Origin of the sequence: Mongoliitalea lutea (genome assembly GCF_014652135.1) — a bacterium.
GTDB classification, from domain to species: domain Bacteria; phylum Bacteroidota; class Bacteroidia; order Cytophagales; family Cyclobacteriaceae; genus Mongoliitalea; species Mongoliitalea lutea.
The window spans coordinates 1-4,262 of record NZ_BMYF01000041.1; the positions used below are offsets into that span (position 1 = coordinate 1).

3 protein-coding genes are annotated in these 4,262 nt (G+C 37.4%); all 3 read right to left on the reverse strand.

Annotated elements, in window-relative coordinates; translation table 11 throughout:
• Positions 1-307: 307 nt before the first annotated feature.
• Positions 308-790 carry a hypothetical protein gene (locus IE080_RS19150; RefSeq protein ID WP_189586739.1) on the reverse strand — a complete coding sequence of 161 codons (483 nt, stop codon included), beginning with the start codon at positions 788-790 and terminating at the stop codon, positions 308-310.
• A 263-nt stretch (positions 791-1,053) separates the two neighbouring features.
• On the reverse strand, positions 1,054-3,465 hold the full coding sequence (locus tag IE080_RS19155; RefSeq protein WP_189586740.1) for a S8 family serine peptidase: 2,412 nt from the start codon (positions 3,463-3,465) through the stop codon (positions 1,054-1,056).
• Positions 3,466-3,850: 385 nt separating this feature from the next.
• Positions 3,851-4,262 (reverse strand): type II toxin-antitoxin system HipA family toxin (locus IE080_RS19160; protein ID WP_189586743.1); only part of this gene is annotated, 412 nt, incomplete at its 5' end.

Consider the following 4,262-nt stretch of genomic DNA (forward strand, 5'->3'; position numbering starts at 1 on the left):
CCAAAGGTCTCTCCAAATTGTGTGTCATTGACCCCGTCAAACTTGATCAACCAATGTTCAAATCCAACCTCCTGCAAGGTCTGCCCCGAACGGATCATTCCGGTGAAAAAATAAAAACCCTTTAATATCAACTTGGGTTTAGTCGGCGGAATTTAGGAAAAATTCGTCGGCTTCTTTCTTTTTACAAGATTTGGACTTAAATAGTTTAAATCTGATATCCTAACCAAAACTTCCCATATTTTTTTTAAAAAAAGTTTAGGTACAACCTGTTTACAGCTTGATTAAATTCCAATTGTACATCAGTTTTTTATTGATTTTCCGAATGTTTGGGACAGGATTCAAAAGAAAATCGGGTAATTACTATCACCGGTAATTCAAAATAATCATAGATTTCCTTACATGGGCTATCATTTCTTACATCCGATATTTCTTCTTTCGACGCATATCTGTATTCAAAATAAATAGAAGAACCTTGCAGGCTTTCCAATAAAGTTTCATCAAAATTATAATCTGGAATTATTGCTTCAATCACGTTAAAATATTTTACAGCAGGTTCTGGATGCTCACCTCTTTGAATTTTCGGTATGGTTACACTTTTCCCAATTTTTTCTGCACCCAAAACCTCAATCCAAAAGGTTTTTCGATAACAGTCAGGAAAAATTAATCTATAATAAACAAATGGAATGGTCCCTTCAACGCATTGTCCTGAATTATCGTCTTCAGGATTCAGGCAGCCAAAAGTCAAAAGTATCAATAATACCTGACAAAAACCTTTCAGAAATTTTTTCATAGGGGCAGTTTAATGGTTTTCATTAATACTTAGACGTAATTCTTGATAAAGATGCGACAAGATTGTTTAATTATTTTTTATAGTTTATTTATCCAAAGTAGTATTATAATAATACATCCTTCATAGATTCAACTATTCTTATTGGTTTTTTTACTTTATATTTAATTGAAAGTTAACTCCACTTTAATCCTTACTTTGAATCTAAATGTGTTTCGACAAAAAGGAAACCATAAATAATTTCTAAAAAAAGATGTGTTTTTTCTTTATTCAATTACGATTTGCTCTCTTATCATTTCCCCGTCCACTATAACATGGATGAAATAAACTCCCCTTTTCAGGTGGCTGACATCAAATACAATTTTCGATCCTTCCCTAAATCCCTTTGAAACTTCCCTGCCATCTGAATTCAGCAAAATTGCGGAATAAATAATTGGAGCATCATCTTTGGATACATCATGGGAAAGAGGAATCATTTCAATATTCAAAACATCACTGGTAGGATTGGGGTAGGCGACCACTGCAAATGAACTGGGGCAATTCCAGTTTTGTCTCATGAGGAAAAAGTTATAGTTTACACCCTGACCGCAGGAATTCGAAGATCTTGCGGAAATTGTAATTGAAGACATATTTGATGGGAAAGTAAAATCCATGGTATTGTTCCCAATCCAATGGGGTACACCCTGTGGTACAGTCCAAGTAGCGGCTCCTGCATTTCCACCAACAGGGGTCACGTTAAGCCAATGGTTGCCGGGGCACAAAGATACAGATTGGCTTGGAAATACTGGCTGGTTGTTGACCCGCATATTTGTGATATGTGGTGTACCTACCCAGATATTTCTTCTGACATTGGCCTGACCTAATGGCCCTGTAAATGTGAATTCAATGGTTGCCTGACCTCCAAAATTTGAAGCCGCTCTTAGGGTGGCTGTTGTTCCGTTCCCACTGGTTGCAGCACCGCCACCGGTAGCAAAAAAACCAGGCGGGGTAACCTGCCATGAAGCTGTAGTATTTGGAATAGCAAAACTGGGAGTGTAATTATTATTGGAAGTGCAAAGAAGACTATTTCCTATGATGGTAGGTAAAGATGCCTTCAGTGCGGCTTCTAAATTTAACCTTCCATACCCAAAAGTATTGTCAAACCCGGAAGGCCCCATATCGGTGGCTGTGTTTCTTAAAATATTTCTTATTTGGGTCAATGTAAGATTCGGATTAACTGAAATCATCAGTGCGGCAGCTCCTGCAACCTGGGGTGCAGCACCGGATGTACCTCCGAATGTAAAGGTATAATTACCATTGTTGTAACCAAGATTACCCATTCTATCAGTTGTAACGAGATCACCCAGATTATTAACATTTCCCGTTGGTGCCACCAAGTCCATCTGAGGACCTCTGCTGCTGTAGTTCCAAATGGCTCCATTGCGGTCAATAGCTCCCACAGTTATTACCCCGTTTACATTTGCAGGAAAAGCCACTCCATTAAAGCAATCCGGAAAACCACATCCCGGAGTTGGATGGAAATTCCCTGATGAAAATATCACAGGGACTCCCAGGGCCACTCCATTCCGTACCCTTCCATTGTTTTGGGCATTGTTAATAGCATTGATAACCGGTCCTGAATTAGGAAAATCTGTACCAGCAAAGCCCCAAGAATTACTGATTACATCAGCATTACCCCCATTAGGATTAAATGCCCAATTTATGGCAGCAGCGGCATTTTCAAATGTTATTACTGATTGAAAAAGTCCTGTAAAAGGATTAAATATCCAATTTGTAAAAATATTAATTGGAACTATAGTACTGCCAGGAAAAACCCCTGAAATGCCAACATTGTCATGCGTAGCTCCTAAGATCCCAGCACATGCTTGGCCATGTCCAAGAACTACTCCTGGAGGGGGATTATTTACAGGAGCTCCACCCCCATTATTATTTGGAGAAGTAAATCCGGGGACAACCCTGCCGGCAAGGTCTTCATGTGCCTCAACACCATCATCAATCACTGCTACCCTGACGGGTTGCACTCCCCTGCTTATTGCCCAAGCCTGCGGAGCATTTATATCAATATTGTTTGGCTGGTTGAGATAATATTGTTGCGGAAACAACGGATCCGTAGGCGTAACGGATTGGTGCTTGACAATGCTTACAAGGAAATCAGGTTCACACCATTCTACTAAACCACTTTCGTAGATTTGATTTGATAAAAGGAATAAGTCACTGACATTATCAGGTTTTATCATTAAACTTCCATAATCATTTTTCTTTACAATTGTAAATTTATAATCCGTTACAGCCGAGATATCATCAATTTTTGATCCTTCTTTTGGAAGCAAATTGATTAATCCCGTAGGAATCATTAAGTTTTCTTTATGAAACATAATTGGAATCACATCAAAATCTTTTATGTCCTGATTTTTGATTATGGATTTATCAGAAATTTCAACCAGGAATTCTTTTCTATTCACGATTGATGTTAAATTTTTCAGGTTCCTAACGCTTTCTGGTAAATCAGATATATCTTTTATAAGTCTTTCATCTTTGGGAATCAAAACAGAGTGTGATGAATCAGTAGTCAAGACATATTTAGTTTTATACCCATAATAGTACAGGCTGTTTTCCTGTGCATTCAAATAACTGCTAAAAAAAGAAGCTATAATCAAAACAATTAGTTTTCTGTACATATAATTCTCAGGTTTTATTTTTTAATTGATTTTATCGAATAGTGGTTTTTGAATTTACTACCAAAAGTTATAAAACTTAAGATTTTTTTTTTAGAATTCCAAAAATATAACTCCTAGTAACACCCTGTAATACAGTAGTTTGAGACCAAAAAATACTTAAAAAACCGAAGAACATTCTAAATACTTCGCAGGTTCTAATAATTATAAACTTATTTTATAGGTTAATTTAATGTTTTCCAAATAAAAACTTTTTTTAGTTTCAAGAAAAATGATCAGGAACTCTTAAATTATTAAAAACGGATTTACTTATGGAACCTCAATTCCCTAGCATAGAAATTATGGAAATATCTTTTAGGAAATAGAATCAATGAATAAAAATTCGCCCCTACACCAGCTTTACCAAAGTAGCAGCAATAGCCTCAGCAAGCCTTTCACTGACTTTGTATCTACTGGCATAGTCCATCCAATTGGAAACGACCTCCTGTACTTCCTGGATAATGCCTTGTGGGTTACGGATAGAATTTTGCTTGGCTATCGCCAAAAAATCGTCCATCAAAAAATCTTTCCTTTTACCATTAATGCTCAGGCAATGCTGACTGACCCAGACACTGTCAGGCCTGTAAGCATGGCAAATATCATAGGCAGGAGAAAGACTCCAGCTCCCCTCCTGATCCATTAGGAAAGCAAAGTTCTTGGTATGATCATCACAGTTACGTGCCAAAACATTAAATACCATCCTACGGAACAGCTGCTCCGCCTCCCCATAAGTAAGTCTCAGTTGACGCATGGTCTGAAAC